Source organism: Microcystis sp. M_OC_Ca_00000000_C217Col (assembly GCF_007095585.1).
Taxonomy (GTDB): Bacteria; Cyanobacteriota; Cyanobacteriia; order Cyanobacteriales; family Microcystaceae; genus Microcystis; species Microcystis panniformis.
On record NZ_SFBV01000333.1, the window covers coordinates 1 to 4,796 of the forward strand.

Genomic DNA, 4,796 nt, shown 5'->3' on the forward strand with positions numbered 1-4,796 from the left:
TTTACTTTAATCCTCCTTATTTTACTGATTACTATAATTGTACTACCAAATTACCAGTCATTTTTGGGACAGGTGTTAATTCACTGAAACATTCATCTTCGCTCTCCTGTACGCTTAGGGGGGATCCCGCAGGGAGCGGCGTAGCGGTGCGCCCCTTCAACTGAATCGCCCGAACTCCTATTTTTCCAAGCCTCTCAGGGTAATGCCTTCAGCCAATTCTTAAAAAAGTATTAAGAAAACGGGAAGGGGTCAAAAAAAATAAGGAATTTTCGGATATCACCTTTTCCGTAAACTCCCCTATATTGACGACTGTTTATCTTTATTCCTTTCTGTGAGGAGTTTAAACCTATGACATTATCAACACTTATCAAAAAATCGATCGGTGGTCGGGTCGCCCTTATCGGTCTATCTTTACTCGCTCCTGTATCTGGTGCGAGCGCCGCTACTTTTGGCTTTTCTTTCTCGAATGTGGATGGCCCGGTTAGTGGTACAGTTTCTGGGACAATAGAGTTGCCGGACGCGGCACTAACCACGGATGGGATATACGCGGCTACCGCTCTTTCCGTCACCTCCGCTCCTGCCGCTTTAGGATACACGCTACCGGTTATTGGTACATTCCCATCACTGGGTCCTAATGCTTTTAATGTTGTGGGTGGTAATATCATTCTGTCTGGTACTCAATTCGCTCGTAGTCAATTTGTTGTAACGGGTTCTCCAAATGCAAATGCATTTGGATTAAATTCTCCTCTCGGAACTCTATTCGGTACAAACGGGGTTGCTGATGCTTCAAGTGGAGTTTTAGACTCAAATAATTCAACACTGACATTTACTCGCGCTACTTCCGTTCCTGAACCGGGTACTATCTTAGGTTTAGTAACAGTGGGTGCTTTAGGGGCATTAGCTCGCAAGCGCAAGGGATAAAAGGATTTTCCGCCGCTAAAAATTCCGTAACCCCTTGACAATTTACCCGACTAGGGAGACGAAATTATTTTTACTCCCTAGTCTCTTTCCCAAAAAATAAACATGAAACATTTTCCGCTTATTTCCCCTCGAAACGTTTTAGCTTCCGTAGCGATCGCTTTATCCCTTGGTTTGGGTTTAACCGCCCCTCTACAAGCGCAGTTAAGCGGTAGAGTGAACTTTGAACGGGGCAGTGATATGGCCGCCCTCAACGGGACAATTACAGGGCGTGAATACCGAGATTTTGTCTTAAGAGCGAGAAAAGGTCAAACCCTGATGGTTTCTCTTGCTGATGATGGGACAGGCAACCCAGAAGACAAGCATAGTGTATTTTTTAATATCCTGCCGCCGGGTAGTAATAATGTAGCGATTTATAACAGTTCTGCCCAAGGACCCAACGCCATGGCTAAAATTAAACTCCCCAAAGATGGCGACTATACCATTCGTGTCTATCTCATGGGAGAAGCGAAAGACGGCAATCATACCGTTCCTTTCACCTTCTCGGTAACGATTAGGTAGTTATCGAAAAATCTTGAACGCATCCTAGAGATTATCGCCCCTCTTACTCTGTAAGAAAATCAATCATGTTCGAGTCTATAAAATTCAGCGCCATCGCCACCGGAATCGCCCTCGTCGCTACTTTACCAGTTTATGCCGCGAATACTGCTACCATGTTGTCGGCCTGCAAATCTCGCGCCGCTAATGCTTATAAAACCTCGCCGGGTAATATCGTTGTCAAATACGAAGGACAACGCACCGACGGCACTCACGCAGTGAATGGCACTTACGAGACGGATAAAATGGTCAATACCTTCCAATGTTCCTTTAACCGCAACGGCAACCAGATCGTCAAATTTATCAAAAACCTACCCTATTCCAAAGTGGACGAAGGCGCTATGTAATAACACGCTCACTTAGTCTTCATTGGAGGAGATCAAAAAAGCATGAAACCCGTTTATGTGTTGTTAATTGCTATTACTACGGGTGTTATCGGTGCGGGTATCGGATTGTTTCTAGGAGGGAAATTCTTGGGAACCCTCGGATTCACAGGTGGTGTAACCTACGGTGTTTGTGTCGCCACGGAAACGGGAAAACAAGCGGGTTTACTAACCCAATCGGAAACCGATCAACTCTTAAAACAAATTAAAGCAAGAGCGGGTTCAGATTTTAATTTGAAACCAGAACAAATCGAAGAATTCGCCAAAATCAACTGTCAAGACACCCTAGAAAAAGCGAAATCGGCCCGTTCGGAAAAAAACTAGACGGACGTTATAGTACAATTGTCAACAAATCTAGCGATCGCTGTAAAACATCTAATTAACTTGGGAAAAAACTTAAATCATGCGTAAACTCTTTTCCGCTTTTTTACTGGCCACCTTAATCACCACCCCGGTTATTCTGCCTTCCCCCGCTTTCAGCGAAATCCGTAAAGAACGAGTGCAATTCAAAGCCGGAACCGAAGGAACCACTATTCAAGGCAAAATCAAGGGAGAACAAGTCGTTCAATACCTAATTCGCGCCAATGCTGGACAAAATATGTCGGTTAGCCTCTTGAGTGATAACGGGGGCGCTTCTTTCAATATTTTCGCACCGGGAAAAGTCCCGGGCAAAGACGCGGCGATGGTTATCGGGAACAATGTCGGTAATGCCCACGAGGGAATCCTACCGGCGGACGGCGATTATACGATCCAAGTGGGTTTGACTCGCAACTCGGCCCGGAATAATGAAGTGGCTAATTATCGCCTAAAAATCTTTATTTCCAATAATTACAACCAAAGCGATGCCAAAGTACCGGGGACAAATTACCATGCTACGGGTAATGTTACCTGTTCGATGGGCGATGGAAAACCGGCGGGATCTTGTCCCTTTGGTGTCACTCGTCGGGGCAACGGTAGCGCGGATGTCACTGTTACCAAACCCGATGGTCGCAAGCGTATCATTTTCTTTGAAAAGGGAAAAGCGATCGGTGCAGATACCAGTCAGGCAGCTCCTGGAGCGTTTAGCGCCTCGAAACAAGACGATATCTATATTATTCGCATCGGCAAGGAACGCTACGAGATTTTTGAAGCGATCATCTTTGGGGGTTAGGTGCTGCTTCTCGTAAGCGCCAAGCATAAAATCCCCATTGAGGATAGTTTTGAGTATATCTTGGTCTTTAGGAGGGGTAAAACCCCTCCTTTGGTTATTTTTGGGGATAGGGGTTTAATTTTGTTAAAATACAGGTCAGGCTTGACCTGTATTTGAATTGAAAATGTATGATTCCACCTGTAAATTTATCGCCCTTGAATATTCCAGAGACTTAGCCACTTGGTTACTAGGAAAACCCTTAGACTTAACGGAAATTAAACCCTCAGAATTATCCCTAGAACCGATTAGAGCCGATACGTTAATCTTTTTGGAGTCAGAAGAATTAATCTTACATATCGAGTTCCAAACTGACCCTAAAGAAGACATTCCCTATAGAATGCTCGATTATGCCACCAGACTCTATCGACGCTATCCCCATAAACCCATCCATCAAGTGGTGATTTATCTGAGGAAAAGTAACTCCCCCCAAGTCCGACAAAATGACTATCAACAAGGGAAAACCTATCATCAATTTGAAGTGATTAGACTCTGGGAACAACCCTCAGAAACCTTATTACAAGCGCCAGGGCTATTTCCCTTCGCTATACTCGCTCAAGCTGAGAAACCAGAAAACTTACTGGGGCAAATTGCCCAAGAAATCGAGCAAATCAGCGATAGTCGAGAACAAAGCAATCTGGCCGCATCTACCGCCATTCTAGCCGGGTTAGTATTAAACAAAGACATCATTCAACGATTATTGAGGAAAGACATCATGAAAGAATCTGTTATCTATCAAGAAATCTGGTCGGAAGGTTTACAAGAGGGAGAAGCTAACCTCGTTTTACGTCAATTAAATCGCCGTATAGGTGGCATTTCACCGGAATTATCCCCGAAGATACGCAGTCTTTCCCTAGAACAGTTAGAAAACTTAGGCGAAGCTTTGTTAGATTTTCAGTCACTACAAGATTTAGAACAATGGCTAGAAAATTGCCAAATAAATTAAGTACAAGAGAACTAATTATCCAGTCCATGCTCTCAGCACAGGGTAGCTGCAAGCATTTGGCTATCCTTTTCTTGAGCTTGTGATACACTAACCAGAAATCTATCAATTTTCTCCCTGTGAGGAGAATAACCCGGTAATACCAGCAGAACTTATCAAAAACTTCGTTGGGGAGGGTGGCACTCAGAAATTTTTCTCTCTTAACCCCTGTATCTGGTGTAAGCGCAGTGGTCAGTGGTAAAATTAAGTGTCTATTAAAGCGATCGTTTTTGGGAATTAATCGGGATTATATCGGGTATTGAGTGATGTCAGAGGTGGAGAATTCTAATCTTGTTTTCTATAACTTTCAAAGTTCTGAGGAATTGGAGGCAGTGGTAGATCCAAAACAAGAATTCCGGGTGATGCAGTTAGCCGAGGGGCCGATGCGCTTGGATATGTGGCAGTTACAGTTAGATAGAGCGATTTTTGAATTTAGATATCTCCATGCTCCTCTTCGCGTCCGCGGAAATAAAAAAAACAATAATTTAGTCTTTGAATTTATCCTCTCTCCCGTTCTCGGCCCCTATATTTCTCATGGATTCAAAATAACACAAGATACCCTCTACGGTTTTGATAACGATCGCAGTATCGATTTAGTTCTCCCAGCTAACCTGGGCGTTGCTGAATTAAGCTATGAATCAGTAAGGAATAGGCACTTCTTGAAACTTCAGATAATGAATTAATAAACGAATAGAGTATCCTAACATTTCTGTAGACTTAGAATAGCAGA

Annotated in this window: 7 protein-coding genes and 1 pseudogene; 7 read left to right on the forward strand and 1 reads right to left on the reverse strand. The window is 43.6% G+C overall.

Features of this window, described 5'->3' with window-relative positions:
• The first annotated feature begins 348 nt into the window (after window positions 1-348).
• The 7 genes from EWV66_RS21415 to EWV66_RS21445 all read left to right on the forward strand — a co-directional run bounded on the left by EWV66_RS21415 (window position 349) and on the right by EWV66_RS21445 (window position 4,749).
• Window positions 349-921: a PEP-CTERM sorting domain-containing protein gene (locus EWV66_RS21415; RefSeq protein WP_260441382.1), complete on the forward strand. Its 573-nt coding sequence runs from the start codon at window positions 349-351 to the stop codon at window positions 919-921.
• Between the two features lie 102 nt (window positions 922-1,023).
• Window positions 1,024-1,479, forward strand: a complete 456-nt coding sequence (locus EWV66_RS21420) for a hypothetical protein (RefSeq protein ID WP_052277622.1) — start codon at window positions 1,024-1,026, stop codon at window positions 1,477-1,479.
• Window positions 1,480-1,544: 65 nt separating this feature from the next.
• Window positions 1,545-1,862, forward strand: a complete 318-nt coding sequence (locus EWV66_RS21425) for a hypothetical protein (RefSeq protein WP_002757707.1) — start codon at window positions 1,545-1,547, stop codon at window positions 1,860-1,862.
• A gap of 42 nt (window positions 1,863-1,904) precedes the next feature.
• Window positions 1,905-2,222, forward strand: a complete 318-nt coding sequence (locus tag EWV66_RS21430) for a hypothetical protein (RefSeq protein WP_052277621.1) — start codon at window positions 1,905-1,907, stop codon at window positions 2,220-2,222.
• Window positions 2,223-2,301: 79 nt separating this feature from the next.
• Complete coding sequence (locus EWV66_RS21435) at window positions 2,302-3,048, forward strand: hypothetical protein (RefSeq protein ID WP_052277620.1); 747 nt, start codon at window positions 2,302-2,304, stop codon at window positions 3,046-3,048.
• Window positions 3,049-3,211: 163 nt separating this feature from the next.
• Window positions 3,212-4,030, forward strand: coding sequence for a DUF4351 domain-containing protein (locus EWV66_RS21440; protein ID WP_052277619.1), 819 nt, complete (start codon window positions 3,212-3,214; stop codon window positions 4,028-4,030).
• Between the two features lie 302 nt (window positions 4,031-4,332).
• Window positions 4,333-4,749: a hypothetical protein gene (locus EWV66_RS21445; RefSeq protein ID WP_052277618.1), complete on the forward strand. Its 417-nt coding sequence runs from the start codon at window positions 4,333-4,335 to the stop codon at window positions 4,747-4,749.
• Here EWV66_RS21445 and EWV66_RS21450 read toward each other — a convergent pair.
• Window positions 4,705-4,796: pseudogene (locus EWV66_RS21450) on the reverse strand (IS1 family transposase); the annotation flags it as partial. The gene EWV66_RS21445 and the pseudogene EWV66_RS21450 sit on opposite strands and share 45 nt — an antisense overlap.

Coding starts and splice junctions, on each gene's coding strand:
- EWV66_RS21435 (WP_052277620.1), top strand. CDS start 2,302: ATGCGTAAACTCTTTTCCGCTTTTTTACTGGCCACCTTAATCACCACC.
- EWV66_RS21430 (WP_052277621.1), top strand. CDS start 1,905: ATGAAACCCGTTTATGTGTTGTTAATTGCTATTACTACGGGTGTTATC.
- EWV66_RS21420 (WP_052277622.1), top strand. CDS start 1,024: ATGAAACATTTTCCGCTTATTTCCCCTCGAAACGTTTTAGCTTCCGTA.
- EWV66_RS21415 (WP_260441382.1), top strand. CDS start 349: ATGACATTATCAACACTTATCAAAAAATCGATCGGTGGTCGGGTCGCC.
- EWV66_RS21440 (WP_052277619.1), top strand. CDS start 3,212: ATGTATGATTCCACCTGTAAATTTATCGCCCTTGAATATTCCAGAGAC.
- EWV66_RS21425 (WP_002757707.1), top strand. CDS start 1,545: ATGTTCGAGTCTATAAAATTCAGCGCCATCGCCACCGGAATCGCCCTC.
- EWV66_RS21445 (WP_052277618.1), top strand. CDS start 4,333: ATGTCAGAGGTGGAGAATTCTAATCTTGTTTTCTATAACTTTCAAAGT.